The sequence below is a fragment of the Cysteiniphilum litorale genome (genome assembly GCF_003428165.1).
In the GTDB taxonomy this organism is placed as follows: domain Bacteria; phylum Pseudomonadota; class Gammaproteobacteria; order Francisellales; family Francisellaceae; genus Caedibacter; species Caedibacter litoralis.
Genome location: NZ_QLIQ01000002.1, coordinates 34,599 through 60,057, shown reverse-complemented (window position 1 = coordinate 60,057; position 25,459 = coordinate 34,599). Strand labels below are relative to the sequence as shown.

Here is a 25,459-nt window from a genome sequence, read left to right as displayed (position 1 = left end):
AGATTATCCATTAGAAATAATTATGTCGTTATCTTCGCGCGGATTTGGCTCTGCTATGATCATCACTGGTACAAGTGTCGGTGCTGGGATGCTTGCTATTCCTGCTACGGTTGCTGCTTGCGGCTTTTGGTTGGCAAGTTTGCTATTGATTGTTGTTTGGTTTGTTATGATGCTCACAGCCTTGCTGTTAGCTGAAGTCAATCTTGCCATGCCTAATGGGACGAACTTTAGCCGTATGGCACATGCGACTTTAGGTAAAGCGGGACAGCTTATTACATGGGTTTCATACCTATTGTTACTTTATTCATTAACAGCTGCTTATAGTGCAGGTGGTGGCAATCTTGTTGCCAGTGGTTTAAATAGAGTGGGGATATATTTACCTAATGCAGTAAATAGCGCGCTTTTTATTTTGATTCTTGGTTTTTTTGTCTATATTGGCACGCGCGCCGTTGATCATGCCAATAAGGCGCTAATGCTTATTAAGTTTCTGGCATTTTTTGCCTTTGTTGTTGCAATCGTGCCAAGCATTCAACAGACTTTGCTTGATGTTGAAACACGTTCATTTAATTTTATCTGGATTACATTCCCGATTTTAATCACCTCCTTTGGTTTTCATCATATTATTCCAACATTGCGCAGTTATGTTAATTCTGATCGCGCAACTTTACGTAAAGCCATTATTTTTGGCAGTTTTATTCCCTTAGTCATTTATCTTATATGGGTATTATGCACACTTGGATCGATTCCTATCTATGGTGCTGAAAGCTTCCAAAGCATCATTCAAAGTGGTAATGCCTCGGCAGGGATTGTTGGCAGCTACCACAGTACACATATTGGTAGCTTTGCCTATCTATTTGAATCAGTTGCAATAACCACCTCCTTTTTGGGTGTCACTTTGGGACTGTTTGATTTCAACCGTGATACATATCGGCTGCAAAGACCAACACATATCAATAAAATAGCTGTTTTCGTGATTACGTTCTTGCCTCCATTTTTATTTGCTGTTTTTTATCCTCAGGGTTTTATTATTGCATTAGGCTACGCCAGCATTTTTGTTGCAATTTTATTAATTGGATTGCCTGCCGCAATGACCTGGGTTATTCGTGCGCGTCAAAATAAAAACCACCTCCTAAGTAAAACTTATCTTGGTATTATTTTACTAATCGCTGGCGCGATGATCCTGCTTGAAATATTAACGTTATTTAATGTATTACCCACACTCTAATGTAGCGTTCTGTTCTCACTACTTAATACCATATCGTAACTATAGCTATTGGTTTTTCCGAGCTCTTCATCAATGAAATCTTGCCAGTTAAGTAAATCATCGATTTCACCTTGAACGGCAATAAACTGTTGATATTCGTCAAGGTAATAATCTAGGGCTTCATCAAGATCGGTTTGATGGTCTTTAGCATACATATATAACTGGTAGACTAACTCCATTTTTTTGTAGAATTCATCGAGTGTCAATGCGGTAAATACCTGACGTTGTTGCCCTTGATAAAAGATATTCACCGCATAAAGGACAACTTTTTTCTTGTCATCAATACAGCATTGCGCCTGTACGTTATAGCCGAAATAAGATAAAGCTAATTCAAAATACTGACAGCAACTATCGAAATGAATGCGTTGTTGCTTGGTAAACAATTGATCGATTGACGTAGTCATAGCGCATCCTCCTATTGTTGGTTAGCCGCATGGCCCTGCGCCGCCGTTAGCCCTATGCTTCCAGCGCAGCTAACACCTTACCTATCCCTAGTATAGCAGCATATTAAAATACGCAACCCCATTTTTTATCTTTTTTACTTTTTTGCTTTTTTGCAAAAAAATATCTTAATGCGCGCTTAACTACTGCTTTATTGTTGCTTGATGGAGTTATATACTAACCCCATAGCTTTAAGGACAGCAGGGATATGATGACAAAGATTGCAATCGCTCAAATCAATGCATGCATGGCAGTTGGCGTTAACTTGCTTTGCTTGAAACGGATGATTGAGCGCGCAGCTGATAGTGGTGCTAAACTGATTATCTTTCCTGATCGCTGTGCACTGTTTTCGATGAAGTCATCAGACTATGAAATCAATAAAGAGATTTTAGGCGAAGGACGTATTCAAGATTATTTACAGAAATTAAGTCGTGATAATAATATCTGGATTATCGCCAGCGGCATTCCCATAGTGTCGGAGTACAGCAAAGAAAAATACTATTTAGCAAGCGTTGTTTATAATAGTGCGGGTGATTTATATGAAGTCTATTATCATTTGGCGCCCACCCTGCCTTGTGCCTTTCAATGGACGCACAGCTTACTTCAAGATCAAGAGTATGGTGAAATGGTTAAGGTGATTAAAACGCCATTTGCCAATATTGGTCTAATCTCCACTTATGATTTATTTTTACCTGAAGTTTTTCGCTATTTGAAGAAACAAGGTGCCGATATCTTCGCAGTGAGCGCGGCGTTTACTCAAGATATGGGGGCGCATGCTTGGATGACACTTCTTAAAGCACGTGCGCTTGAAAACAGTAGCATGATTCTTGCTGCCAATCAAAGTGGCATTCATGAGGATGCGGATTTGCTTTTCCATGGCAATAGTATGGTTGTCGATCACAATGGACAACTTGCACAGCGCATCGAAATGGGAGAGCAATTACTCTATGCTGAGATTGATACAAAATATTTTAAAAATATTTGTTTTGATCAAAATCCATTCCAGTTACAATACCGCAGATAAAATTAACCTAAAGGTATTTATATGCAGGTAACCATGCCAAAAATTGGCTTTGTCAGCTTAGGCTGCCCTAAAAATTTAGTTGATTCTGAACGTATTATTACAAAATTAAAAACCGACGGTTATGAGATTGCTGCCGATTATAGCAATGCTGACTTGGTCGTTGTAAACACCTGCGGTTTTCTAAACTCGGCAATTGAAGAGTCGCTTGAGGCGATAGGTGAGGCTCTTGATGAAAATGGCAAAGTCTTAGTGACTGGCTGTTTGGGCAAAAAATCAGATATGATTCGTGAGAAGTATCCCAATGTTTTGGGTATTTCAGGCCCTCAAGATTATGAGAGTCTTGTCAAAGCCGTGCATGATAATTTGCCGATTGAACATCATGCTTTTACTTCACTGGTTCCTGCTCAGGGGATTAAGTTAACACCAAGACACTATGCTTATCTTAAAATTTCTGAAGGCTGTAATAACAGCTGCACTTTCTGCATTATTCCCGATATTCGCGGCAAGCTAAGCTCACGAAAGCTTGATGATGTTATGCTTGAAGCAAAACGCCTTGTTAATGCAGGCGTTAAAGAGCTTTTGGTCATCTCGCAAGATACCAGTGCTTATGGCGTGGATATCAAATATGCTGAGGCTAAATGGAATGATGAAACTTACCAAAGTCGTTTTATCGATTTAGCGCGTGCCTTATCAACCTTAGGTGTTTGGATTCGCATGCATTATGTCTATCCTTACCCGCATGTTGATAAAGTGATTTCACTGATGGCAGAAGGGAAAATTGCACCGTATTTGGATATTCCTTTTCAACATGCCTCACCACGCATTTTAAAGCTGATGAAGCGTCCTGCAAATGCGACAAACACGCTTGAGGCCATCAAACGTTGGCGTGCGATTTGTCCGGAGCTTACCATTCGTAGTACATTTATCGTCGGCTTTCCAGGGGAAACCGAAGAAGACTTTATGACGCTATTAAACTTCCTAGAAGAAGCTGAGCTTGATCGAGTTGGTTGCTTTACTTATTCTGAAGTTGAAGGCGCTAAAGCCAATGATTTGCCAAATCTTGTGTCAGAAGAGGTTAAACAACAACGCCTTGAACGCTTTATGGCAGTGCAATCAAAAATCAGCGCCAAACGGTTACAGCGCCATGTTGGAAGTATTCAGAAAGTCATTATCGATGAGATTCGTCATAATGAGAATATCGCATTGGCACGCACACAATACGACGCGCCAGAAGTTGACGGTGTTGTCATTATTGAAGATGTTAATGATCACAAAGGTATTGCCAAAGGTGTGTTTGTAAACGTTGAGATTTTTGCTGCTAATGAGCATGATCTATTTGCAAGATTGAAGATGAATCCGCAATAAACTTCTACAGCTAAAGCAATGAAGCACTGTTTTTTATATATCAATTGAACTAAAATCGCAAACAGGTTAGGTTGTTTTCAAAACAAAAACCTGTTTGTTTTTTATTAATAAACGCCATAAGGAGATATTATGCGCTTTTTAAACACATTACTGATGTTGCTGACGATTATCGGCGGCTTTAACTGGTTTACTTCATCGGTTTTTAACTTCAATATTATTACCAGCGTTTTCCATAGTTCACCAACGTGGCAAAAAATCGCTTATGTGATTATCGGCCTTGCGTCGTTGTACTGCTTAAGTCTATTAAAACAAATTTATAAAACTAAATAATCTAGAAATTCTGCATAATCCGTTTGAGCTCATTATCTATTGTGTCTATACTCTAGAAAATTATGCGATATGGAAGCTATCTTAATTATGTGGAAAAAAAGCATTGTTACTTCATTATTAATGACTTCGTGCTTGGGTGCGGCGTTGGCTGATGATGTCTCTCTGCCTTCGACAAATTTTAATTTTGATGTCAAAACGGTCTCTTCAGATTCGACCTATAAACCGATGTTGGGCTTTGTTGATCAAGGTAAAACCTATATTAAATTCCCACCAACGGTGACGCGCAATAATATTCCGTTGATTCTGGTGGATCAGTTAGGCGATGGCGATGCACCGATTATTTCATGGGATCAAGGCTATGTTGTTATTAATCAGCCATCAACGCATGTTAAGATCTATAACCCGCGCACGAAGAAGCTTATTTATGATCTGACTTTCCCTGATCAGTTTAACTATAGTAAAGTAGCGCCTTCACCAAGAATTTTGCCTTATGAGTTTGCCGGATTCTTTATGGGTGCCACGGTTGGTATGTCCAATATTGGTGGCAAAGGTAACTCGGCTTCAGGTGGCTTAAAGCTCGGTTATGACTGGCATTTCACCAAAGGTTTCTTAGCTGGTTTTGAGCTCGGGCTTAACTATGATGGTAAAGTCTCAAAAGACTCAGTGGATTATAAAAGCTGGGACATAAATGCGATGCTTAGAGCTAAATATCTATTGCAATCTGGCTTCAATGTCACCGGCAAGGCAGGGGTCGCTTATGTTAAAAACAGTCAATCAACACCAGTTGGGCAACCGACAAACAGTATCGGTAACAGTATTGCCCCGCGCATTGGTGCCGAGGTCGGCTATTTATTTACCAATGGTATCGGTTTAAATCTGGAATATGATCACCTTTTCTCAAACTCAAAAGTACTATCTGTCAACACTTTCCAAGTGGGTATTTCTTATATCTTCTAATTTTTTAGCTCATGCAAACTGGATTTGTAAAATGCGAGAATAAATATCTCTTATAGTACTATTAACTCTTTCAATTTCACACGTTGGCGCGAATTTCATATACTGCCGCAAAATTATTTTGTAGGAGTTGTAGATGAAATTGCGTTCTATTTTTTTAGTATCAAGTTTGCTGTTAAGTTCAGGTGCTGTTTTTGGTCATGGGGCATTATCTTTCCCAGACAGCAGGCAATGGCTTTGCTCAGGTGGCGCAACACCCAACAATGGGGTGTGGTGGAATGGTCACAATGGCGCGGATGTATGTAGCGTTGATTTACATGGTGAAGGTATCAATCAGGTCATTACTGATTGGAGTGGGGTTGCTCAAGGTGCGGCAGCAGGCTGGTCAAATGATTCTGCGTATTTCAATGATCCACGTAGCGCGCATATTGCTATTATGGGTGGTAGAGATGCGCCTATTTGTTCTGCAAATTTAGACAAATATCGTAGTCTAGAGGATGATCAGTGGACGATTGACCAAGGTGATAATCGCTATCCTGTTAAGCTTGAAGCGGGTGAGAATCAATTTACTTATGCAGTAACCGCGCCACATAAGACTTATGGTAAGGGCTATATAGACATTTATATTACGCGTGATGATTGGCAAATGAATAAAGCATTGACTTGGAATGATCTGGAAGAAAAGCCTATTTGTCATCATGTTCCAGTGACAAGCGAATCACCGTTGCAATCACCAGGGTTGGGTGGTTTTGAGAGTTTTTCATGTACGGTTCCAGAATCCAAAGCGGGTCAACATATTATTTATGCAGTATGGCAACGAGATGATAGTGCGGAAGCCTTTTATTCTTGTTCCGATGTTGTTGTTGGAAGTGATATCCCTACACCACCTGAAGATATTGTATGGCAAAAAGTAAAGAATGTTTCTGGGGAAAGTATTCTGCCTAGTCTAGATGTTAAACCAGAAGATACGGTGACTGTTGACGTCTGTACAGTGAATGCGCATAGTCAGTGCTACACAGCTTCTTATCAACCTAAATCAGGCAATGACGCAAAATTATGGCAACAAAAGCTAGCACAGCAATTTAATCAAAATCATGATCACAAAGATGTTCGAATTGGGGTGCTTAGTCGTGATGGTAAAGATATCGAAACCAATTTACCTTCAGGTTACAGTGTTTATCAGACAAAAATATCGCCAGTAAACTATCATTGGCGTATCGAACATCATGCGGTAATGCCAGAACCAATTGAAAGTGTGTGGACACCACTTGCAGGTAAAGAGGGAAGTACCGTCTTTGGTGCTCAGTCAGAGAGTCATTATAAACAAAATGATCAGCTTAACTTCAGATTATGGCGTAGCGATGTCTTTGATTCTGGGCGTTTAGGTGGTTATGAAGAAGTAATCGAAGTGCCAATGGTGATTGATCATTTAGCGACATGGAAGTCACAGTATATTGCTAAATTAAATAATGAATTACAGCCATTTGGCGTTGTGATTGGTGTCTTACAAGATGATGATACGGTTAAACCGGTTGAAGGTGGCGTTAATATGGTTTATATCAACACGGAGATCGAGCAGAGTAATCATATTGAATACACTTGGCTTTTGGAGAATAAAGGACAGGTTTCACCTGAGCCAACACCGGATTTGCCAGAATGGTCAAGTGCTATAGGCAGCTACCACATAGGCAGTAAAGTCATCAGAAATGGTGTAACTTACACCTGTACGGGGCATGAAGGATGGTGTAATCAAAATGCCTATGATCCAGCAGGGATATTTGGGCATGGCACGTGGACTAAAGACTAAGGAGGATTTTAAACTGCCTCATTATCAGTTTCACCCGTACGGATGCGAATGACTTCTTCAAGGTGGGTGATGGTGATCTTGCCGGCACCAATCTTATCGGCTTTATTGGTGTCAATAATCGCCTTGATAAAATCTTGTTGCTGCTCATCTTTGCAGATAACTTCCATTTTAATCTTAGGCAAAAAATCAACAGCATACTCAGCACCGCGATAAAGCTCAGTATGACCAAGTTGACGCCCAAAGCCTTTGATTTCAGTGATAGTAATGCCAGTTGCACCAGTGCTGAGTAAAGCCTCACGTGTGCGGTCAAGTAAATGCGGTTTGATATAGGCGGTAATTAGCTTCATGCGCGAATTGATTTGTCAATTTGGCTGTCTATGCTACATTATGCACTATCTATTAGTAAAGCATTTAAGTGATTGAGCATGAAACTAAACAATAAAATAATCGATGATGTTGCCAGTAAGATTTCCAATGGTATTCCAAGTGGCTTCAAAACAATGGCGAGTGAGTTTGAAAATAACTGTAAAAGTGTGTTAAAAGCAAGCTTTGAGAAGCTGGATCTCGTCACGCGTGAGGAGTTTGATATCCAAAAAGAAGTGTTAGCAAAAACACGTTTAAAGCTCGAGGTACTTGAAAAAAAAGTTGATGAGCTTATTGCCAAGCAAGGAAATAAGTAAGTAGCTGTTATGTCGCTAGCTACGGTCTTTAGTCGCGCGCAATTGGGGGTGAATGCACCACAAGTAACAGTAGAAGTGCATTTATCGCATGGATTGCCAAGCTTATCGATCGTAGGATTACCTGAAGCAGCTGTTAAAGAAAGTAAAGATCGCGTTAGAAGTGCGATTATTAATTCAGGGTTTCAATTTCCCAGTAAACGTATCACTATTAATCTTGCTCCTGCTGATTTGCCTAAGGAAGGTGGGCGCTATGATTTACCGATTGCTATTGGTATTTTAATTGCATCTCAACAAGTTATCGCACCCGATATTGAGGATTACGAATTTGCTGCTGAGCTATCCTTAAGTGGCAAATTAAGACCGATAAAGGGTATTTTGCCGTTTGCCATTCAAAGCCTAAAGCATCAACGTAACCTCATCATTGCGCTAAAAAATGAAAGTGAAGTTGCCTTATTGCCAGATCTTCATGCGTATGCGGCTAAGAGTTTGATGGATGTTGTTTTGCACTTATCGAAAACACAATTTATCAAAGAGGCACAACAAGCTGAAGGTGTGCTGCCAAATAATGGATTTGAATTAGATTTAAGCGATGTCAAAGGACAGTTTCAAGCTAAACGTGCATTAGAGATTGCCGCAGCTGGTGGGCATAATCTTTTATTTGTCGGACCACCTGGTACAGGTAAAACAATGCTCGCATCGCGCTTTAATACAATCTTACCCAAGCTTTCGATGGATGAGGCTTTAGCAACGGCAATGGTTGCATCTATCAAAGGTGCGCGGGATGTTGCGGAGCATTTCTATCAGCGCCCATTTCGTGCCCCTCATCATACATCATCGGCAGTCTCTCTTGTTGGCGGTGGATCAAATCCAAAACCAGGAGAGATTTCTTTAGCACATAATGGCGTGTTATTTTTAGATGAGTTGCCAGAGTTTGATCGCAAAGTATTAGAGGTTTTACGTGAGCCACTTGAGTCTGGCAAGATTGTGATCTCAAGGGCGAGTGCACAAGTTGAATATCCAGCTAAGTTTCAATTAATTGCGGCAATGAACCCTTGCCCTTGTGGATTTTTAGGCTCACAGCGTAAAGCGTGTAAAGATACGGATATACAAATAAAACGTTATCAACAAAAGCTCTCAGGACCTCTTTTAGATCGCATTGATCTGCAAGTCGAGGTGCTTGAGGTTGAGCATGATGACTTGATTGCGGGCGCGCAAGGCGAGTCAAGTCACGATGTCAAAGCGCGTGTGATCAATGCACGTGATCTACAAATCAAGCGCCAAGGGAAAATTAATGCCGAACTTCAGGGCAAGGAAATTGATCAATTTTGCATTTTAGGGGATAATGAGCGGCTGTTGTTGGCGGATGCTATTGAAAAGCTCGGTTTATCGGCAAGAGCGTATCACCGAGTGGTTAAAATTGCGCGGACGATTGCTGATTTGGCAGCACAAGAGATGATTGCAAAGCATCATATTCAAGAGGCATTAAGCTATCGTAAATTTGAACGCTTTCAGCAATAAAATAAAAAAACGGTAAAATGCGATGAAGAAAATAGGTGCTCAAGCCCTGATATTAATATTGTTTCTGTGGGGAAAGTTAAGTTTTAAAACAGCGCAGCGTATTGGTGCGATGATTGGGGTGTTACTTTATTATTGTAAAAGCGATATGCGTCGCATAGCACGTATCAATATTGATAAATGTTTTCCTGAGTTAAGTGACTATCATAAACGTAAACTGGTTAAGAAAACTTTGCAACAAACCTGTATGACAGGGGCTGAAATGCCGGGAATCTTATTCAAAAATCCGCAAAAACTATTGAAACAAATTCAAGTGGTGCATGGCGGCGATGTTTCACAGCGTTTGTATGAAGAAGGTCGTGGTGTCATGGTTGTCGCACCTCATTTGGGAAGTTATGAAATTGCTTCAATGTATTATTCAAGTAAATATCCTTCGGCGATGTTATACACACCACCTAAGATAAAAACACTGGATAAGCTTATTCTGCGTGCGCGTTCGCGCTTATGTGAAAACATGTCACCTGCTAATCAGAAAGGTGTGAAAATGCTATTTAAAGCCATAGCAAAAAAGGAAGTGATTGCGATGCTAACCGATCAAGTGCCGGTTGATGCGGGTGGTACCTATATTGATTTCTTTGGTAACCCTGCCAAGACGATGAATTTTGCTGGAAAATTATATGAGCGCTACAAGCCTGCGGTTGTGTTAAGCTATGCCGTTAGAAATGCTGATGGCAAAGGCTTGACACTGTTTAATGAGGACTTGGAGCCTTTGATTAAGCAATATCAAGCAATTGATGGTGTTGAAGATCCAGTAGCTTATGCCTTTACCAAGCGGTTTGAAGAAATTATTCGCCAATATCCAGAGCAATATCAGTGGACATACAAACGATTTAAATATCACCCTGATAGGGTTGATTATTATAAAAAGGATAAAAAATGAGAACATTGTTTTTAGATGCCTTGCAAGGCAAACCGGTAACACAAACGCCACTATGGATCATGCGCCAAGCTGGGCGCTATTTGCCTGAGTATCGTGAGACGCGTGCGAAATTTAGCGACTTTATGCAGATGTGCCGTCACGCTCAAGCCTGCTGTGAGGTTGCCCTGCAGCCCTTGGATCGTTATGACTTAGATGCATCTATTGTATTTTCAGATATATTAACCATTCCAGAAGCTATGGGGATGGATCTTAAATTTGTCAGTGGTAAGGGTCCAATTTTTTCCGCGCCATTGACAACTTTAGCAGACGTTGAGCGCTTAGATACTCAAGGTGCTATTGATAAATTGCATTATGTGTTTAATGCAGTTTCAACCACTAAAAAGGCGATTAAAGATCGAGTGCCTTTGATTGGGTTTACTGGTAGTCCTTGGACATTAGCGGCTTACATGGTTGAAGGACAGGGCTCAAAACAGTTTACGCAATTGCGTAAGATGCTTTATAGCGCGCCAGAGCTTTTGCATAAATTATTGTCTGATCTAAGTATTGTGATTATTGATTATCTGGATGAGCAGATCAAAGCAGGTGCTGATGCAGTGATGATCTTTGATACGTGGGGTGGTATGTTGGCAGAAAGCAATTATGCAGCCTTTTCACTAAACTATATGCAAACGATCACAACTGAGCTTAAAAAACGTCATCCGCATGTGCCGGTGACACTTTTCACCAAGGGCGGTGGATTGTGGTTAGATCAGCTGATTAAAACCGACTGTGATGGTATTGGCATTGACTGGAGTATTGATATAGCGCGTGCAAGACAAGCCGTTGGCAATAAATTTGCGTTGCAAGGCAACTTAGATCCTGCAGCACTTTATGGTAGTGATCAAAGTATTATCGACTCGGTAAAAAGCATTGTTACAAGTCAAGCGCCATATAGTCGCTTTGTATTTAATTTAGGACATGGCGTATATCCGGATATTTCACCGGATAAAGTTAAGGTGATGGTTGATGCCGTGCGTGAGTTCGGTGCTAAAGACTAAATGAATTAGAGATTAGAAATTTAAGTTAGTAAAGATAGGCTATGACCATATTCCTGCTCCCTTTGATTGTGTAAGCGTTGGCTGAGCGTAAGTCGAAGCCTTCATGAAGTGTGATTTGCCCAGGCTTACCCACTTCGACTGATGCTCAGTGCATCGCTTCGACTGATACTCAGAGTACGGTCAGTACTTGTGGATGAATATTTAGTTTTAGCCGAAAGGTATAAATATAAAAAATAACGATAGAAGCATAATGATGAAGAAAACAAAAAGATTTGAATTTAAACGCAACCCTGAAAGCAATGAAATGTGGGTTGAAACTGGTTTGCATGGTAAGAGTTTATTAACACTTGCATCTCTTAATAAAGGTACGGCCTTTAGCGAGCGTGAGCGTGAAGAATTTGGCTTGCTGGGTAAATTGCCTTTCCAGATCGAATCTTTAGAAGAGCAAAAAACGCGTGCCTATCAGCAGTATAAATCTTTTAGAAGCAACATTGGGCGCTATAGTTTTTTAAAGAACTTGCACAATATCAATGAGACATTGTTTTATCGTTTAGTGCGCGATAATCTCAATGAAATGCTGCCAATTATCTATACACCAACGGTTGGCGAGGCAGTGATGCGCTATAGCGAGCAATTTCTATCACCTCGAGGGCTTTATATTGCTTATCCAGATCGCTATAAAATGCGTGAGATATTACGTAATCGCACTAACTCAGATGTTGATATTCTTGTGGTTAGTGATGCGGAAGGGGTGTTAGGAATTGGCGACCAAGGTGTTGGTGGTATTGAAATACCGGTTGCTAAGCTTATGGTGTATACGCTATGTGCGGGAATTAATCCTGGACGTTATTTGCCAGTATTTTTAGATGCAGGTACCAATAATAAAAAGCTATTAGAAGATCCGTTGTATCTTGGTTGGCGTCATGAGCGTGTGCGCGGTGAGCAATATGATGAAATGGTGCAGCTATTTATTGAAGCGGTTAAAGAAGAAATGCCTGAGACATTCCTGCATTGGGAAGACTTTGGACGTGATAATGCGCGTAAAAATTTATTAAAGTATCAAAATGAAATCTGCAGTTTTAACGATGATATGCAGGGAACTGCTGCCGTTGCTTTAGCGGGCTTGATCTCAGCATCAAAACGCTCAGGCTTGAAGTTTAATCGCCAGAAATTTGTGATCTTTGGTGCGGGAACGGCAGGACTGGGTATTGCTGATGAGATTGTTGCAGCCCTTGTGCATTCGGGTTTGACAAAAGAGGAAGCTTATCAGCACTTCTGGTGTATTGATAAAGATGGTCTATTGATTGATGATCAGGACATGATGGACTTTCAACGCCCCTATGCTTGTACACGTGAATCGGTTAAAGGGTGGAGTGCAGATGAAAAAGGACGCATTGCACTTGCTGAAGTGGTCAAGCAAGCAAAACCAACAACTTTGATTGGCTGCTCAGGTGTTGCTAATGCTTTCACGGATGATGTTATTTTATCTATGGCTGAGAATAATGATCGACCGATTATCTTTACCCTATCCAATCCAACGAGTCGTTGTGAGCGTGTGCCGCAGGATATTATTCGCTTGACGGAAGGGCGCGCTCTTATTGCTACAGGTAGCCCATTTGATGATGTTGGTTATAAAGGTAAGGTTTATCGTATTGCGCAATCAAATAATGCCTTGGTTTTTCCAGGCATTGGTTTAGGTATCGTTGCGATTGCTGCGAAGCGCTTTACTGACAATATGTTATGGGCAGCATGCAAGGCGCTAGCAAACTATTCAACCCAAGATGATGCGTTATTACCAAAACTAAGTGAAGCATACAGCGTCAGTCGTCAGGTGGCATTTGCTGTCGCACGTCAGGCGATTGAGGATGGTGTTGCTGAAGATGTTGATGATATCTGGCGTAAGATAGATCAAGTGATTTGGGAGCCAAAGTATTATCCGTATTACTTTAAATCGTAGTTTCTTAAAGATTTCTTGCTTTGTATTTTGCGTGCTTTTGGCAAGTTGAATTTTGATAATAGCGAATGCGTTAAGAAACAATGAATAGTTTCATTGTTTTAGCAAATGAGCGCCCAAAGACTCTGTTAAGGGCAGATATTACCTGCAATTCAACTTGCCAAAATCTTCACAAACTACTTTGCAAGCAAACACCGCAAAACAACAACTTACGATGGGTATAGAGTTAACAGTGATTGTTACAATTTCAATATCTCTCGATGAGATCATGCTCTAAATGTATATAAAAAGATGTTGATTTTTAATATTTTGCATTGGGAAAATTTGATGGTGCCCGGGGCCGGAGTCGAACCGGCACGAGAGTTAAGTCTCGAGGGATTTTAAGTCCCTTGTGTCTACCAATTTCACCACCCGGGCAAAGACTTGTTCTGGAGGCTGAGACCGGAATCGAACCGGTGTCCAAGGCTTTGCAGGCCTCTGCATAACCACTTTGCTACCCAGCCAACTGGAGCGGGAAACGAGGTTCGAACTCGCGACCCCAACCTTGGCAAGGTTGTGCTCTACCACTGAGCTATTCCCGCAGAACAGGATCAGATTATAAGGGCTAAACCCCTAATGTCAATTGTATTTTTTGAGTTTTCATACGTTTATTGACGAATTTTTCTGAAGTGTACAAATGCGCTACAGAATGTACTGACTTAAGTCACGATCTTTGACCAAATTACCCAGTTTTTCATTGACATAATCGCTTGTGACACTAAAGGTTTTTTCAGTGCGATCAGAAGCATCAAAAGAAACTTCTTCCAATAAGCGCTCAAGTACCGTGTGCAGGCGTCGTGCGCCGATATTTTCAACTTCCTCATTAACGCGGAATGAAATCTCAGCAATGCGTCTAATAGCCTCTTCTTCAAAGACGACCTCGACACCTTCGGTGCCTAATAGAGCAACATACTGTTTAATCAATGAATAATCAGGCTCTGTGAGAATGCGTACAAAGTCTTCAACTTCCAGTGATCTTAGCTCAACACGGATCGGCAAGCGTCCTTGCAGCTCAGGAATTAAATCTGATGGCTTGGCAACATGGAAAGCGCCTGAGGCGATAAATAGCACGTGATCTGTTTTAATCATGCCATATTTGGTGCTGACGGTTGAACCTTCGACTAATGGTAATAAATCACGCTGAACACCTTCACGTGACACATCGCCACCACGTTGATCTGACTTTTTACAAACCTTGTCAATTTCATCAATAAATACAATACCATTTTGCTCAACAGCTTCGATGGCTTTAAGCTTAATATCATCTTCATTAACTAGCTTGCCTGCTTCTTCATCTTGTAGTAATTTTAAGGCGTCTTTAACCTTGATTTTACGACGCTTCTTACGTTCATCACCCATCGATGAGAATAAACTTTGCAATTGATTGGTCATGTCTTCCATGCCTGGAGGTCCCATGATATTCATCTGCGGTGCTGCCATGGCGATATCAATCTCAATTTCTTTATCGTTAAGCTCACCAGAGGCAAGTTTTTTTCTGAAAAGTTGGCGGGTTGTATTTTCAGTTTTTTGCTCAACTTCAACGGGTTCATTGGCAAAGCCCACTTTGCTCTCACGTGCTGCAGGCAGTAAGGCATCTAATATACGCTCTTTTGCGAGCTCTTCAGCACGAACGGCAACTTTGGTTTTCTCTTGCTCACGATACATCTTGATTGAGATGTCTGCTAAATCGCGAATGATAGAGTCGACATCTTTACCAACATAACCCACTTCTGTAAACTTTGTCGCTTCGATTTTGATAAATGGTGCATTGGCAAGCTTTGCTAAGCGTCGTGCAATCTCTGTTTTACCAACGCCAGTTGGTCCAATCATTAAAATATTTTTAGGTGTTACTTCTTGTCGCATGCCATCTTCTAGCTGCATTCTGCGCCAGCGGTTTCTAAGCGCTATGGCAACTGCTTTTTTTGCATCTTTTTGACCGATGATAAAACGGTCTAATTCACTGACAATTTCTTTAGGTGTCATTTGTGACATAATTTCTATCCCCTTAGTCAATTATATGGCTGCTTTGTTAGCAAGCTTTTCAATGGTTAAGTTATGATTGGTGTAAATGCAGATATCTGCGGCAATATTGAGACTTTTCTTAACGATATCATAGGCTGAAAGCTCTGTATTATCGACCAATGCATGTGCCGCGGCTTTTGCAAAAGCAGAACCTGAACCAATTGATAAAATGCCTTTTTCATCCGCTGCCATGACATCACCAACACCTGAGATAAGAAGGGATTTGTTTTCATCAGCAACAATAATCATCGCTTCAAGCTTGCTCATCATGCGATCTAGACGCCATTCACGCACCATCTCAACGGATGCGCGCTCAAGGTTGCCTTGGTAAAAATCAAGCTTTTGCTCAAACTTTTCAAACAAGGTAAAAGCATCGGCTGTTGATCCAGCAAATCCTGTTAATACTTTACCGTTACTTAATTTGCGTACTTTGATGATATTATCTTTTGCAACCGTATTGCCTAGGGTTGCTTGACCGTCGCCACCAATGACAACTTCATCGCCACGACGTACACATAAAATCGTAGTACCTTTCATTTCTAACATAGTTTCCCCGCTTAAATGATTGGGTTTATAAAATCATGATCGCTATAGATTGCGCTTAAGAAAAAAATTACAAGTTTTTATTTAAAAAGATTTAACTGTATTTGAGAGGTTGGGCATTTGTATTTGGTTTTACTGTAGGGGTGTATGGTATATACCTTGGAAAATATACTTTCATCCTAGCTGGTCAAAAGCTTTGACTTGGTATCATTTGGCCCTAATTAACGATTATAAATATCTTCCAATCGAACAATATCATCTTCGCCAAGGTAATTACCAATCTGTACTTCGACGATTTCACATGGCGAATCCGTTGTATTCTCCATGCGGTGGATTTCCTCTTTCTCAATATACACATGATCATTGGCGTGGTACATTTTTTTATTCTCACCAATCGTAAAAGTTGGTGAACCCTTAACAACAACCCAATGCTCAGCGCGTTTGAAATGTTTTTGCAAAGATAATTGCCCGCCAGGATTAACAGTAATTACTTTTACCTGATAACCGGTTGCTAATTCAATCGTGCGATATGTTCCCCAAGGGCGTTCATATATTTTACCTACTTCATTTATATTCATTTTAAAACCTTAAACAATTAATTTATTCTGTATGTGCGTGGTTGATTATTCGGCTTCAAGTGGGCTTTTTGTTAGCGTGGCGCCTATGGCGGTACTAGCTAAAGCCAAAGCGCCCATAATGCCAGCATTATCTGCTAAAGTCGGCGGCACAATAATCGATGGGATAGTATCACAATAGTCTTGATTCAGATAGCCATTAATTTTTGCTTTCACTTTAGTATGAATCTTCTCAAATAAGTGCGTCTGTTTCATAACCCCACCTCCTAAGATAATGCGCTTAGGGACAAAACACATCATATAGTTTACAAGTGCATATGATAGATATTCAGCTTCTAGCTCCCAAGCAATGTGATCATCAGCAAGATCTAGCACTGAATCAACGTGCCAACGCGCTTTCAAAGCAGGGCCTGAGGCTAAACCCTCTAAACAACGCTCGTGATATGGGCAAATGCCTTTGAAATCATCCTGTGTTAAATCAACAGGGATATAAATGTGTCCCATCTCAGGATGAGCACTGCCGTGCACTAATTGATTGTTGACGATCGCACCTCCGCCAATGCCTGTGCCTACGGTCAGATAAATCAAATCACTGATCCCTTTGCCTGCTCCCCAGCGATGCTCACCTAATGCTGCTGCATTGACATCCGTATCAAATGCAACAGGTATTTGTAATCCATCTTCTAGTGTTTTAACGATATTATAATCGCGCCATGGTAGTTTGGGCGTGTGGGTGATATGACCATATGTTTTGGAATTGATATCAGGGTCAATAGGACCAAAAGAACCGCAACCAATCGCTTTAAGTGGGTATTTTTTCATATGCTCACGAAAAAAACCAATGACTTCGGGCATGGTCTCTTCAGGTGTACTCGTTTTAATGCGGATGCGTTGTAGAATTTTTCCGTCATCAGTACCGATTGCACAGACAAACTTAGTGCCTCCAGCTTCAATAGCGCCTAGAAAATGATGCATAATTTGGTTACCTTATTCTTTTTTGTTTTGTATTTGCAGAAATTTATTCATGGCAAATATATCGCATTTTAAGTGCAGTTAACAAGCAAAGAACAGCCAAATGGCAGGATAAATAACTTGGGGATGAAAAGCGTAAAGTGATTATTGTGGTTATTGGCTTAAGCAATATGACTGAGTTCTTTTTGATAAAAAAGCATGTGATTTTTATGTGGTAGCCTTTGTATGGATACGATAATTTGAAACTTGGTACAAATGGCGCCCAATTATTTTTAGCAATAAATAAGTAATTTATTGACAAGATATGCAATTATTGCTGCAATACTGCGTTAACATATTTTTACCATTTATTATTTATCTCAACAAATGTTAAAAAAACGGGGAGAATCCAATGACAGCTAATGTCAATGCAAAAAAAGAGTATCAAAAACTGGTCTATATGATCTGCTTAATCGGTGCATTAGGCGGTTTACTATTTGGTTTGGACCAAGGGTTTATTGCCAACTCATTATCAACGATTGACCATGTCTATGGTTTGACCACACAGCAAGGCGAGCATTATTCGGCTGTTTTGGCGTGGGGTGGTATTCTGGGTGCTTTGCTTAGTGGGTTATTTGCGCGCTCTCTAGGGCGCAAGAAAGTACTTGTGCTAGCAGGGTTTCTATTCACTGCTTTTTCATTAATCTCAGCTTTTTTGCCGCCATTGTTCGTGCTTACAGCGTGCCGCTTTGGTTTAGGGTTCGCGGTCGGTATCGCTTCATTTACCGTGCCACTATATTTATCTGAAACTGCGCCAAAAGCTATTCGCGGTGGTATGGCGACATTGTTTCAGCTAATGATTACCATCGGTATATTCTTGATTGCGGTAACAAACGTTTTTATTGCCAAGGCGTTAGGACATGTTGAAATTTCACTGTCTTTGATGTTTGGCGTGATTGTCGTCTTTGCGCTTGTCATGTTTTTAGGGAGTGTATTCCTGCCAGAAAGTCCGCGTTGGTTGCTGTTAAAAGGCAAAGAAGCGCAAGCTATTTCGGTGCTAAAGCGTGTGCGTGCATCACAGCAGGAAATTGATGACGAGGTTAATGAAATCAAAGAAAGCATTTCAGTCAACAAAGGTGTTGGCTTTAATATGCTTTCTAAAGGTTTCTTCTGGAAAGTCCTTATTGTTGGTGTGGTATTGCAGATGTTCCAACAGCTAGTTGGTATTAACATGATGATTTACTACGCGCCAACGATTTTTGGCTATGCAGGGATGACGGGAATCATAGCACTTTTAGCTATTCCAACGGTTAATATGCTTTTTACTTTTCCAGCAATTAAATGGATTGAAAAGTGGGGTCGCAAGAAACTGCTATATGTTGGTGCTGTTGTGATGATGGTGTCAATGTTTGCAGCAGGCTTCGCTTTCCTATCAATGGCAGGCAATGCATCACCTAGTGGGTTATCAAAAACTGTCTTATTACTGTCAGCCGTTGTTTATATTTTTGGTTTTGCCTGCTCTTGGGGACCTGTTGCTTGGGTGATTTGTGCCGAAATTTTCCCATTAAAGGGACGTGAAATTGGCATGACAGTAACGACAATGGTTAACTGGACATTTGCAGGCGTTGTGATGGCAAACGCATTAAGCTTTATGAAGCTTTATGGTAATGCCTCGATATTCTTTGTATTTGGTGGCTTTTGTATCTTGGCAATGATTTTCTTGAAGTTCTTCGTGCCTGAGACAAAAGGTGTCAGTCTTGAACATATTGAAAAGAATTTAGAAAACGGTGTTCCGCTTAAAAATCTTGGTGAATAAATAGATCCTAATATTTCTCAACTAAATAAAAGCCGACAAAAACGGCAATCATCGAAATAAGAACACTAAGCATAATGTAAATAATTGCCTTTGACCATTCACCTTTTTGTAGAAGCGTTAAGGCATCTAGACTAAAACTTGAGAAGGTTGTAAATCCACCTAAAAAGCCGGTGATTAATAAGGCTCTAAAGTGTGGTGTGAGAAAATGCTCAAGCAAACGTTCTTTCTGAAAAAATGCTGCCAATGCACCAATCAATAGACATCCTAAAATGTTGACAATCAAAATGCCATGTGGGAAGGATTTGCCAAACACTTTGTAAATAAATTCAGATAAGCCAAAGCGGCTGATAGAACCTAAGCCACCACCTAAACCAACTAATAATAACGTTAACATCGTTGTAATTCTCCTTTAAGTTTGTATTACATAGACGTCATCAATCTTAAAGGATGGTTTAAGCATACTGTTGATGGAATTAACAATATGCTTGGGAAGAACGTCATTTCCTTGGCTGCAAACTATAACACAATAAATAGCGAAATCAATATGCGTCAAAATGTGTACTGTATAATTTGCAATAGCGATATCACTAGAATCTTTAGCGTGGATAAGTTAGCATTTTATGGTGAATCTAAGGTAAGGTTTGATGATTATATGGCAAAAATACTAATTGTGGATGATGAACCACCCATACGGCAGTTATTGCAGCTGACATTAACTCGCCAACAATATGAGGTGGTAATGGCTGAAAATGGCATGCAAGCATTGAAATTACTAATGAGTGATTCAAGTATTGATTTGGTTTTATTGGATTGGATGTTGCCAGATACCAGTGGCATCAAATTATTAGCGCAGATCAGGCAAACGAAACCACTTGAGAGCTTGCCAGTAATTATGCTGACAGCAAAGGCTGAAGAAGGCGACGTGTTAAGAGGGTTTGGCATGGGGGTTGATGATTATGTCACTAAGCCATTCTCGCCTAAAGAGCTTGTGATGCGTATTCAGGCTTTGTTAAAGCGGACAAAAGGAGGGAATGATGATAAATCAAAACTTACTTTTCGAGAGCTTAACGCTGATTTAGAAAGCCACTTACTAGTATTTAAGGGTAAAGTCATCAAATGTGGGCGACTTGAGTTTAAGTTAATCACCTATTTAATGAAACATGCTGGTAAAACATTGTCGCGTGAGCGCATTCTAGATCATGTTTGGAATGCCGACAAAGAGATTACTGAGCGCACGGTTGATGTGCATATTGCTCGGGTTAGGAAACTCTTAGCGCCTTTTCATTATGATATTTATTTGCGCGCAATTCGTGGCGAAGGTTATCAACTAATTAATCAAGAGTTGGTGTGAAAATGATAGATGAGCATAATAAAATTGGCTTGCTGTGGGCAAAGACCTTCGCGCAAGGTATTACTGATGCCGTTGTCATCATTGATCAAGAAGGAATAATGCAATGGTTTAATCAACCGGCTAAAAACTTTTTTCAACTATCAAGCGCGCAATTGACGCAAAATATCGCTGAAGTTTTTGAGTTTCCTGCTTTATTGACTTACTTGCGACAAAAAAACATGAGCACTTTTGAGTTGCCGTTACCTAAAACACCGGATCAGATATTATCTGTGGTACTTATTCCATACGATCAGCATTTCTTGCTTATTACTCAAGATGCTGGTTTTCGTCATCATATTGAGCGCATGCGTCAAGACTTTGTCGCCAATGTATCACATGAAATGCGCACACCGTTGACGGTTATTCGTGGTTATTTAGAGTTGATGCAACCCGATGTCGCTGAGCATTTAAGTGAATGGCTACCTTATTTCGAGCAAATGCAGCAACAAATGATGAGAATTGAGTGGCTTATTGAGGATTTATTGTTATTGTCGAAAGTTCAAAGTCATCAGGTGCAAAAAGGTGAGCTAGAAACTCTTAATGTGGCACCCATGCTCATTGAAATTATCGAGTCAGCAAAAACATTAGGTACGGATAAGCATGAGTTTGTTATAGATATTGATGAAGGATTGGCGCTTCAAGGCAATGAAAAAGAGATTAATAGCTGCTTTAGTAATTTGATTATTAACGCAGTGCGCTACTCGCCAAATGGCGGAAGAATTACGATTGCTTGGTATCAGGATAAACATGGCAAGCACTTTTATGTCAAAGATGAAGGCTTAGGTATTGAGCAAAAGCATATCCCGCGTTTAACTGAGCGTTTTTACCGTGTTGATAAAGGGCGCTCCCCGGAAACAGGAGGAGCTGGCCTTGGCTTAGCAATTGTCAAACACGTGCTTATTCGTCATAAAGCATCATTAAGCATTCAAAGTGACCTTGGTAAGGGTAGTATGTTTCGTTGTGATTTTCCCAACTAATGATTAATGGAGGAATCCAAATAGCGCTTAATTTCAATCACGTCATTTTGCTTATCAACAAAGACAAGATGAGGATTATGATCTGTTAATTCATGCGCCTCATATTCAGCGTAAGATGCAATAATCACGGTGTCCCCTGTCGCGACATGACGTGCTGCGGCACCATTTAAGCAAATTTCACCTTGATCACCCAAGATGACATAGGTGGCAAAGCGCGCACCATTGTTACAGTTATAGATTTCAACACGCTCAAAAGGAATGAGATTTGCTTCTTTGCAAAGCGCGCGATCAATGCTGATTGAACCGTAATAATTTAAGTTTGCTTCTGTGACGGTTGCCATGTGGATTTTAGATTTTAATAGCGTGCGTTTCATGCATTTTCCTTAGTAAGTTTGGTGATTTCAGCAAGTGGAAAATTGTCAATGAGACGAACGTCGTCAATGATCACTGCTGCAAAGCGGCGATTATCAATATCCTCTAGATAATCAATTGTGATGTGATTGGCAATAAGTGTATTTCTCACTTGCTCAATATCGTGGCTTTGGCGAATCGTTTGGGCAAAATAGCCTGCCTTGTTGCGAGCGCTCTCATCTAAACGTAAATTTCTTGAGCTAAAAGCTAGTCCATCTTCTTCACGAATAATTGGGCAGCTAACGATGTTGGTTGGGATAAAAAATGCTTGCGCCATACCTTTGATCAGTTGAAATTGTTGGTAATCTTTTTCGCCAAAGTAAGCATTATTTGCTTGGGCAATATTTAATAGCTTCATGACAATGGTAAGCATCCCCCCAAAATGTCCAGGACGTGAAGCACCACAGAGTATTTGGCTTAAACTTTTCTCATTGATCTGATAGTTATAATTATCAGGGTAAATCATCTCTTTGTGTGGCGATAGTAGAAAATCAACGCCTTCCATCGTCAGTAAATCAACGTCTTGTTGCCATGTGTTTGGATAATTGTCAAAGTCGCCTTGATTGTTGAATTGTGTCGGATTGACAAAAATTGTCACTAATGTGTACTCATTGTCTTGTTGGCTTTGCTTGATTAAGCTCAAATGGCCTTTATGCAGTGCGCCCATGGTCATTACAACACCTAGGGTTTTATCCGTTGCGATTTGTTGGCGTGTTGTTTGCCAAGAGGCGATATCATTAAAAATCTTCATTGAGTTTCCTTAAGTTACTGGCGTTACGGTCTTTTTCTATTTCAACACCCCGCCTCGTAAACTCGCCACCCCTCTTTTCAAGAGGGGTGGCAGCCGTAGGCTGACGGGGTGTTTATAAAGTCATAGTTTTTCTAAAGTTCGGAACTTCAGTAAGTTATGCAATTTTAATATCGTAACTTTCTTGCTTATTAGGATAGTCACCGCTTTGTACCGCATGATGATAAGCGTCAAATGCTGCTTTGATATCGTTAAAGCCGTTGAGGAAGTGACGCACAAATTTTGGTTGGAGATGACTGTTTAAACCAAGCATATCCTGAAGAACAAGCACCTGCCCATCGGCATCGTTACCTGCTCCAATACCGATCACTGGAATGCTAAGCATTTGGCTGATTTCCTTGGCAAGCTCACTAGGTACACATTCCATGACTAGACTAAAGCAGCCGATTTCTTGAAGTTGCAGCGCTTGTTCTTTTAAATTCTTAGCAGCTTCTTGATCTTTGCCTTGCACTTTATAACCTAAGCTATGTACTGATTGCGGTGTTAATCCAATATGTCCCATCACGGGGATGCCGGATTCAATAATATGCGCAATAACTTCTTGATGACCATTAACACCTTCAATCTTAATGGCATTAGCGCCACATTTAATGAGTCTATCGGCACAGTAGATGGCATGCGCTATGCCTTGGCGTTGTGCAAGAAAAGGCATATCAGCAACGATAAATTTATCAGGCGCACCTTTAACAACGGCTTGTGTCATAAAACACATCATATCAATTGTCGCATGGGTTGTGTCGGGGTAGCCTAATTGCGTCATGACACCACTATCACCCACAAGTAACATGTCAATGGCAGTTTCATTCATGATTTGCGCGAAAGTGAAATCATAACAAGTCAGCATTGATAGCTTTTGTTGTTTGAGTTTTTTGCCTTGCAGGTTATGAATGCTCGGCTTTTTAATTAGATTATGCGTGCTCATTTTTTTCTCCCGTCTTATTGTCCAAATTTGTTTGATAAACCTCGACAAATGCTTGATAAATTTTGATAAAACTATCATCTTCAAGTGCATCTAAGTTGCGCTTAATTGTCTGTAAATCTTGGCGCTTTAAGGGACCTGTTAAGGCATTGTTATAATCGTTATCGATATTAAGCAGTGTTTGTTTAAGATAGGGTTTAAGGTCATTTAGTGATGCATCAAATGTTGTTGTCATTTCATTAAAAAATTTTTGCCACAAGAGCGTGGTGAAGTTATTCGCCATCACACAAAGTGCGTGATAATAGGCTTTTTTTGCTTGGGGGATTTGAATAAATGGATTGGTTAATTGTGGGAAAATAGTGCTAAATGTTGGTTCATTATCCTCGCCAACAAAGAACAGGTTTTGGTAAAAATCAAGGTCTTGTAACTCTGGTGAGAATGTCATCAAAGGGTGGTATGACAGGGCATGTTGGCTAACTAAAGCACCTGAAAAGTGCACGCATAACTTATTATTTAATCGTGGATGAGCATTCAAAAATGCGTCTATTGCATCGTCACTAATTGCCAGAAGAATAATATCACTTTGGCCCAATATATCTTCAGGAGACTCCGGTTGCTGGCGATGCCATAGCGTGTGCGGGATGTTTATGAGCTTAAAATAAAATTGTATATGTCGCGCAAGTCGACCATTGCCAATAATGCCATAGCTAGGATTGGCGCCTAATGAATGAGATACCTGTCGCATTGGATCAAGTTCCTTGTTGTGTATGTTTACTAGGTTGTATCAGTTTAAGTTGCTGTTGTGTTGTTGTATTTTCTCAATAAAGAGTAAAATCGCACGGTTACAACTTGCTTGCTATCGTAGGATAAAATGGCGCGTGAAGCAATGGAGGTAGTAAGTTAACTAGGTTTTTTCCAGCGAAATGGGTCGTTATAATCTTTTTCCAGTTGATCGATGTTTTTTTGCAAACGATCAAGACAAAATTGCATGCTTTCTGGGCGTGATAAGTTACGATTTGCAAGGCCACGGATCGTAATGCCCGCTTTTTCGATTGCCGACATATTAAGCCCTTCAAGTAGAGAATCTTCGATTTCTTTATTTAATAAACCACTGCGTTGTAGGTTGGCGCTGGCAACGAGCTTTTCAGTGACTGAGGTTAGAGCAAATAAACGTTGTTCACGTTGCATTAGGATGATTTTAAACTGTTTGCGTAAGCGGAATATGGTATAAAAGCAGATAATACTGCCAATGCCAAGCCCGATAAGAAAGCTATAATCTAACATGGCTAAACCAGATGCAGTCCGCCACTGCCTTTTTGTGCGCTATTTTTTGAAGGGTTAACGTCATTATCATCACCCTCATTAACATCAATGCCATAACCAAACTCACGAGCATAAAGACCTTGCGCGGTTTCACCGGCGTAAAGCTCAAGCACTGCTTCAACAGGGATTTGCAATGACATTACTTCGCCATCAAATGTTGCGTCAAAGCGAATAAACTGATCATCACAGTCAAAGCGTTCAATTGCTTCAGGCGCGATATTAAGTAGCATCTTACCGTCTTCATCGATATGGCTTTCGGGTAAGATCACACCTTCATATTCGGTATCAACAAGTAAATAGGGTGTTAAATCATGATCGATCATCCAGTCATAGGTTGCTTCAACTAAGTAAGCGCGTAACATTGCCATGGTGGT

Annotated in this window: 27 protein-coding genes, 3 tRNA genes and 1 riboswitch; of the genes, 14 read left to right on the top strand and 16 right to left on the bottom strand. The window is 40.4% G+C overall.

All coding sequences use genetic code 11. From position 1 onward, the window contains the following. Positions 1 to 22 precede the first annotated feature (22 nt). Positions 23 to 1,225: an amino acid permease gene (locus tag DNJ75_RS01785; RefSeq protein WP_117001460.1), complete on the top strand. Its 1,203-nt coding sequence runs from the start codon at positions 23 to 25 to the stop codon at positions 1,223 to 1,225. Here DNJ75_RS01785 and DNJ75_RS01780 read toward each other — a convergent pair. Then, positions 1,222 to 1,668 carry a hypothetical protein gene (locus DNJ75_RS01780; RefSeq protein WP_117001459.1) on the bottom strand — a complete coding sequence of 149 codons (447 nt, stop codon included), beginning with the start codon at positions 1,666 to 1,668 and terminating at the stop codon, positions 1,222 to 1,224. The genes DNJ75_RS01785 and DNJ75_RS01780 overlap by 4 nt on opposite strands. A gap of 245 nt (positions 1,669 to 1,913) precedes the next feature. Between DNJ75_RS01780 and DNJ75_RS01775 the strand changes: the two genes are divergently transcribed. The 5 genes from DNJ75_RS01775 to DNJ75_RS01755 all read left to right on the top strand — a co-directional run bounded on the left by DNJ75_RS01775 (position 1,914) and on the right by DNJ75_RS01755 (position 7,185). Further along, positions 1,914 to 2,729: a carbon-nitrogen hydrolase family protein gene (locus tag DNJ75_RS01775; RefSeq protein WP_117001458.1), complete on the top strand. Its 816-nt coding sequence runs from the start codon at positions 1,914 to 1,916 to the stop codon at positions 2,727 to 2,729. Between the two features lie 21 nt (positions 2,730 to 2,750). Beyond that, a complete protein-coding gene (rimO, locus tag DNJ75_RS01770) occupies positions 2,751 to 4,094 on the top strand; it encodes a 30S ribosomal protein S12 methylthiotransferase RimO (RefSeq protein WP_117001457.1) in 1,344 nt (447 codons plus the stop codon). 129 nt (positions 4,095 to 4,223) lie between these two features. Continuing rightward, on the top strand, positions 4,224 to 4,424 hold the full coding sequence (locus DNJ75_RS01765; RefSeq protein WP_117001456.1) for a DUF378 domain-containing protein: 201 nt from the start codon (positions 4,224 to 4,226) through the stop codon (positions 4,422 to 4,424). 87 nt (positions 4,425 to 4,511) lie between these two features. After that, a complete protein-coding gene (locus DNJ75_RS01760) occupies positions 4,512 to 5,381 on the top strand; it encodes an outer membrane protein (RefSeq protein ID WP_157968163.1) in 870 nt (289 codons plus the stop codon). Between the two features lie 133 nt (positions 5,382 to 5,514). Then, positions 5,515 to 7,185, top strand: coding sequence for a lytic polysaccharide monooxygenase (locus tag DNJ75_RS01755; RefSeq protein ID WP_117001454.1), 1,671 nt, complete (start codon positions 5,515 to 5,517; stop codon positions 7,183 to 7,185). 8 nt (positions 7,186 to 7,193) lie between these two features. Here DNJ75_RS01755 and DNJ75_RS01750 read toward each other — a convergent pair whose 3' ends face one another. Continuing rightward, positions 7,194 to 7,532 carry a P-II family nitrogen regulator gene (locus DNJ75_RS01750; RefSeq protein ID WP_117001453.1) on the bottom strand — a complete coding sequence of 113 codons (339 nt, stop codon included), beginning with the start codon at positions 7,530 to 7,532 and terminating at the stop codon, positions 7,194 to 7,196. Positions 7,533 to 7,610: 78 nt separating this feature from the next. Between DNJ75_RS01750 and DNJ75_RS01745 the strand changes: the two genes are divergently transcribed. The 5 genes from DNJ75_RS01745 to DNJ75_RS01725 all read left to right on the top strand — a co-directional run bounded on the left by DNJ75_RS01745 (position 7,611) and on the right by DNJ75_RS01725 (position 13,314). After that, positions 7,611 to 7,865, top strand: a complete 255-nt coding sequence (locus DNJ75_RS01745) for an accessory factor UbiK family protein (protein ID WP_117001452.1) — start codon at positions 7,611 to 7,613, stop codon at positions 7,863 to 7,865. Positions 7,866 to 7,874: 9 nt separating this feature from the next. Continuing rightward, positions 7,875 to 9,383: a YifB family Mg chelatase-like AAA ATPase gene (locus DNJ75_RS01740; RefSeq protein ID WP_117001451.1), complete on the top strand. Its 1,509-nt coding sequence runs from the start codon at positions 7,875 to 7,877 to the stop codon at positions 9,381 to 9,383. 22 nt (positions 9,384 to 9,405) lie between these two features. Beyond that, positions 9,406 to 10,320, top strand: coding sequence for a lysophospholipid acyltransferase family protein (locus DNJ75_RS01735; protein WP_117001450.1), 915 nt, complete (start codon positions 9,406 to 9,408; stop codon positions 10,318 to 10,320). Next, positions 10,317 to 11,357 (top strand): uroporphyrinogen decarboxylase, encoded by a 1,041-nt coding sequence (hemE, locus tag DNJ75_RS01730; RefSeq protein WP_117001449.1) that lies wholly within the window; start codon positions 10,317 to 10,319, stop codon positions 11,355 to 11,357. Before DNJ75_RS01735 ends, hemE begins: the two co-directional genes overlap by 4 nt. Positions 11,358 to 11,607: 250 nt before the next feature. Then, the gene (locus DNJ75_RS01725; RefSeq protein ID WP_224742227.1) at positions 11,608 to 13,314 is read left to right on the top strand and encodes an NAD-dependent malic enzyme; all 1,707 of its coding nucleotides are present in this window, start codon (positions 11,608 to 11,610) and stop codon (positions 13,312 to 13,314) included. A 325-nt stretch (positions 13,315 to 13,639) separates the two neighbouring features. Here the strand turns inward: DNJ75_RS01725 and DNJ75_RS01720 are convergent. The 7 genes from DNJ75_RS01720 to DNJ75_RS01690 all read right to left on the bottom strand — a co-directional run bounded on the left by DNJ75_RS01720 (position 13,640) and on the right by DNJ75_RS01690 (position 17,465). Further along, positions 13,640 to 13,728: transfer RNA gene (locus DNJ75_RS01720), tRNA-Leu, on the bottom strand. A 12-nt stretch (positions 13,729 to 13,740) separates the two neighbouring features. Continuing rightward, a tRNA-Cys gene (locus DNJ75_RS01715) sits at positions 13,741 to 13,814 on the bottom strand. Positions 13,815 to 13,817: 3 nt separating this feature from the next. Next, positions 13,818 to 13,892: transfer RNA gene (locus DNJ75_RS01710), tRNA-Gly, on the bottom strand. A 100-nt stretch (positions 13,893 to 13,992) separates the two neighbouring features. Further along, complete coding sequence (gene hslU, locus DNJ75_RS01705; RefSeq protein WP_117001447.1) at positions 13,993 to 15,342, bottom strand: ATP-dependent protease ATPase subunit HslU; 1,350 nt, start codon at positions 15,340 to 15,342, stop codon at positions 13,993 to 13,995. A 21-nt stretch (positions 15,343 to 15,363) separates the two neighbouring features. Continuing rightward, complete coding sequence (hslV, locus tag DNJ75_RS01700; RefSeq protein WP_117001446.1) at positions 15,364 to 15,918, bottom strand: ATP-dependent protease subunit HslV; 555 nt, start codon at positions 15,916 to 15,918, stop codon at positions 15,364 to 15,366. Between the two features lie 218 nt (positions 15,919 to 16,136). Further along, positions 16,137 to 16,493, bottom strand: a complete 357-nt coding sequence (locus DNJ75_RS01695; RefSeq protein ID WP_117001445.1) for a phosphomannose isomerase type II C-terminal cupin domain — start codon at positions 16,491 to 16,493, stop codon at positions 16,137 to 16,139. A gap of 45 nt (positions 16,494 to 16,538) precedes the next feature. Continuing rightward, entirely contained in the window at positions 16,539 to 17,465 is a 927-nt protein-coding gene (locus tag DNJ75_RS01690; protein ID WP_117001444.1) for an ROK family protein, read from the bottom strand. Between the two features lie 388 nt (positions 17,466 to 17,853). On the opposite strand from DNJ75_RS01690, the gene DNJ75_RS01685 reads away from it, so the two are divergent. Beyond that, positions 17,854 to 19,257 (top strand): sugar porter family MFS transporter, encoded by a 1,404-nt coding sequence (locus DNJ75_RS01685; RefSeq protein WP_117001443.1) that lies wholly within the window; start codon positions 17,854 to 17,856, stop codon positions 19,255 to 19,257. Between the two features lie 7 nt (positions 19,258 to 19,264). On the opposite strand, the gene crcB is transcribed toward DNJ75_RS01685, so the two are convergent. Beyond that, positions 19,265 to 19,651, bottom strand: coding sequence for a fluoride efflux transporter CrcB (crcB, locus tag DNJ75_RS01680; protein ID WP_117001442.1), 387 nt, complete (start codon positions 19,649 to 19,651; stop codon positions 19,265 to 19,267). 24 nt (positions 19,652 to 19,675) lie between these two features. Continuing rightward, positions 19,676 to 19,771: riboswitch (Fluoride riboswitch) on the bottom strand. A 138-nt stretch (positions 19,772 to 19,909) separates the two neighbouring features. Here crcB and DNJ75_RS01675 point away from each other — a divergent pair. Then, complete coding sequence (locus DNJ75_RS01675; protein ID WP_170137163.1) at positions 19,910 to 20,608, top strand: response regulator; 699 nt, start codon at positions 19,910 to 19,912, stop codon at positions 20,606 to 20,608. Between the two features lie 2 nt (positions 20,609 to 20,610). Next, a complete protein-coding gene (gene phoR, locus DNJ75_RS01670) occupies positions 20,611 to 21,624 on the top strand; it encodes a phosphate regulon sensor histidine kinase PhoR (protein WP_117001440.1) in 1,014 nt (337 codons plus the stop codon). Here phoR and panD read toward each other — a convergent pair. The 6 genes from panD to DNJ75_RS01640 form a co-directional block, all read right to left on the bottom strand. Further along, complete coding sequence (gene panD, locus DNJ75_RS01665) at positions 21,621 to 21,998, bottom strand: aspartate 1-decarboxylase (protein WP_117001439.1); 378 nt, start codon at positions 21,996 to 21,998, stop codon at positions 21,621 to 21,623. The genes phoR and panD overlap by 4 nt on opposite strands. Next, entirely contained in the window at positions 21,995 to 22,786 is a 792-nt protein-coding gene (gene panC / locus DNJ75_RS01660) for a pantoate--beta-alanine ligase (protein WP_117001438.1), read from the bottom strand. Before panC ends, panD begins: the two co-directional genes overlap by 4 nt. A 154-nt stretch (positions 22,787 to 22,940) precedes the next feature. Further along, positions 22,941 to 23,765 (bottom strand): 3-methyl-2-oxobutanoate hydroxymethyltransferase, encoded by an 825-nt coding sequence (gene panB / locus DNJ75_RS01655; protein ID WP_117001437.1) that lies wholly within the window; start codon positions 23,763 to 23,765, stop codon positions 22,941 to 22,943. Beyond that, positions 23,752 to 24,507 carry a Rossmann-like and DUF2520 domain-containing protein gene (locus DNJ75_RS01650; RefSeq protein ID WP_117001436.1) on the bottom strand — a complete coding sequence of 252 codons (756 nt, stop codon included), beginning with the start codon at positions 24,505 to 24,507 and terminating at the stop codon, positions 23,752 to 23,754. The genes panB and DNJ75_RS01650 overlap by 14 nt, the downstream gene beginning before the upstream one ends. Positions 24,508 to 24,662: 155 nt before the next feature. Further along, positions 24,663 to 25,046, bottom strand: coding sequence for a hypothetical protein (locus DNJ75_RS01645; protein ID WP_117001435.1), 384 nt, complete (start codon positions 25,044 to 25,046; stop codon positions 24,663 to 24,665). A 2-nt stretch (positions 25,047 to 25,048) separates the two neighbouring features. Beyond that, on the bottom strand, positions 25,049 to 25,453 hold the full coding sequence (locus tag DNJ75_RS01640) for a ClpXP protease specificity-enhancing factor SspB (protein ID WP_117001434.1): 405 nt from the start codon (positions 25,451 to 25,453) through the stop codon (positions 25,049 to 25,051). Between the last annotated feature and the right edge of the window lie 6 nt (positions 25,454 to 25,459).

Bases quoted from the DNA above. Each gene is read 5' to 3' on its own strand.
- hslV (WP_117001446.1), bottom strand. From the start codon at position 15,918: ATGTTAGAAATGAAAGGTACTACGATTTTATGTGTACGTCGTGGCGAT.
- hemE (WP_117001449.1), top strand. From the start codon at position 10,317: ATGAGAACATTGTTTTTAGATGCCTTGCAAGGCAAACCGGTAACACAA.
- DNJ75_RS01760 (WP_157968163.1), top strand. From the start codon at position 4,512: ATGTGGAAAAAAAGCATTGTTACTTCATTATTAATGACTTCGTGCTTG.
- DNJ75_RS01785 (WP_117001460.1), top strand. From the start codon at position 23: ATGTCGTTATCTTCGCGCGGATTTGGCTCTGCTATGATCATCACTGGT.
- DNJ75_RS01650 (WP_117001436.1), bottom strand. From the start codon at position 24,507: ATGCGACAGGTATCTCATTCATTAGGCGCCAATCCTAGCTATGGCATT.
- DNJ75_RS01695 (WP_117001445.1), bottom strand. From the start codon at position 16,493: ATGAATATAAATGAAGTAGGTAAAATATATGAACGCCCTTGGGGAACA.
- DNJ75_RS01755 (WP_117001454.1), top strand. From the start codon at position 5,515: ATGAAATTGCGTTCTATTTTTTTAGTATCAAGTTTGCTGTTAAGTTCA.
- DNJ75_RS01645 (WP_117001435.1), bottom strand. From the start codon at position 25,046: ATGTTAGATTATAGCTTTCTTATCGGGCTTGGCATTGGCAGTATTATC.
- rimO (WP_117001457.1), top strand. From the start codon at position 2,751: ATGCAGGTAACCATGCCAAAAATTGGCTTTGTCAGCTTAGGCTGCCCT.
- DNJ75_RS01675 (WP_170137163.1), top strand. From the start codon at position 19,910: ATGGCAAAAATACTAATTGTGGATGATGAACCACCCATACGGCAGTTA.
- DNJ75_RS01750 (WP_117001453.1), bottom strand. From the start codon at position 7,532: ATGAAGCTAATTACCGCCTATATCAAACCGCATTTACTTGACCGCACA.
- DNJ75_RS01780 (WP_117001459.1), bottom strand. From the start codon at position 1,668: ATGACTACGTCAATCGATCAATTGTTTACCAAGCAACAACGCATTCAT.
- DNJ75_RS01765 (WP_117001456.1), top strand. From the start codon at position 4,224: ATGCGCTTTTTAAACACATTACTGATGTTGCTGACGATTATCGGCGGC.
- hslU (WP_117001447.1), bottom strand. From the start codon at position 15,342: ATGTCACAAATGACACCTAAAGAAATTGTCAGTGAATTAGACCGTTTT.
- panD (WP_117001439.1), bottom strand. From the start codon at position 21,998: ATGAAACGCACGCTATTAAAATCTAAAATCCACATGGCAACCGTCACA.
- DNJ75_RS01640 (WP_117001434.1), bottom strand. From the start codon at position 25,453: ATGGCAATGTTACGCGCTTACTTAGTTGAAGCAACCTATGACTGGATG.
- panB (WP_117001437.1), bottom strand. From the start codon at position 23,765: ATGAGCACGCATAATCTAATTAAAAAGCCGAGCATTCATAACCTGCAA.
- DNJ75_RS01725 (WP_224742227.1), top strand. From the start codon at position 11,608: ATGATGAAGAAAACAAAAAGATTTGAATTTAAACGCAACCCTGAAAGC.
- DNJ75_RS01775 (WP_117001458.1), top strand. From the start codon at position 1,914: ATGATGACAAAGATTGCAATCGCTCAAATCAATGCATGCATGGCAGTT.
- phoR (WP_117001440.1), top strand. From the start codon at position 20,611: ATGATAGATGAGCATAATAAAATTGGCTTGCTGTGGGCAAAGACCTTC.
- DNJ75_RS01735 (WP_117001450.1), top strand. From the start codon at position 9,406: ATGAAGAAAATAGGTGCTCAAGCCCTGATATTAATATTGTTTCTGTGG.
- DNJ75_RS01745 (WP_117001452.1), top strand. From the start codon at position 7,611: ATGAAACTAAACAATAAAATAATCGATGATGTTGCCAGTAAGATTTCC.
- DNJ75_RS01690 (WP_117001444.1), bottom strand. From the start codon at position 17,465: ATGCATCATTTTCTAGGCGCTATTGAAGCTGGAGGCACTAAGTTTGTC.
- DNJ75_RS01685 (WP_117001443.1), top strand. From the start codon at position 17,854: ATGACAGCTAATGTCAATGCAAAAAAAGAGTATCAAAAACTGGTCTAT.
- DNJ75_RS01740 (WP_117001451.1), top strand. From the start codon at position 7,875: ATGTCGCTAGCTACGGTCTTTAGTCGCGCGCAATTGGGGGTGAATGCA.
- crcB (WP_117001442.1), bottom strand. From the start codon at position 19,651: ATGTTAACGTTATTATTAGTTGGTTTAGGTGGTGGCTTAGGTTCTATC.
- panC (WP_117001438.1), bottom strand. From the start codon at position 22,786: ATGAAGATTTTTAATGATATCGCCTCTTGGCAAACAACACGCCAACAA.